Annotated in this window: 1 protein-coding gene; it reads right to left on the bottom strand. The window is 73.7% G+C overall.

What is annotated here, in order from left to right:
• On the bottom strand, window positions 1-286 hold a 286-nt coding region (locus tag A612_RS03630; RefSeq protein ID WP_338131807.1), incomplete at its 3' end, for a biotin/lipoyl-containing protein.
• Window positions 287-407: the final 121 nt, after the last annotated feature.

Here is a 407-nt window from a genome sequence, read left to right as displayed (position 1 = left end):
GCACGGCAGCCGCCGGCGGCGAGACCTGGGGCGATTGCACCTCGGCCGCCGGCGCCGCGCCGCGCTCGCGCCGGCCCTCGACGATGGCGATCAGGTCGCCCTGGTTGAGCGTGTCGCCGATCTTCACGCGCAGCTCCCGGACCACGCCTTCCGCCGAGGAGGGCAGCTCCATCGAAGCCTTGTCCGATTCCACCGTAACCAGCGACTGCTCGAGCGTCACGGTGGCGCCTTCCGCGACCAGCAGCTCGATCACGGCCACGTCCTTGAAGTCTCCGATGTCGGGCACCCGCACCTCGAGCAGCTCGAGCGCCCCGTCCTGACTGGGCTGCGACTGCGCGGCCGGTGCAGCCGACGCGGGCGCCTCAGCCGCAGCGGCCGGAGAAGGGGCGGCAGCGCCAGCGGCGGGG

Source organism: Melaminivora alkalimesophila (assembly GCF_000282995.1).
In the GTDB taxonomy this organism is placed as follows: Bacteria; Pseudomonadota; Gammaproteobacteria; order Burkholderiales; family Burkholderiaceae_C; genus Melaminivora; species Melaminivora alkalimesophila.
This window is presented reverse-complemented; position numbering and strand designations above follow the sequence as displayed.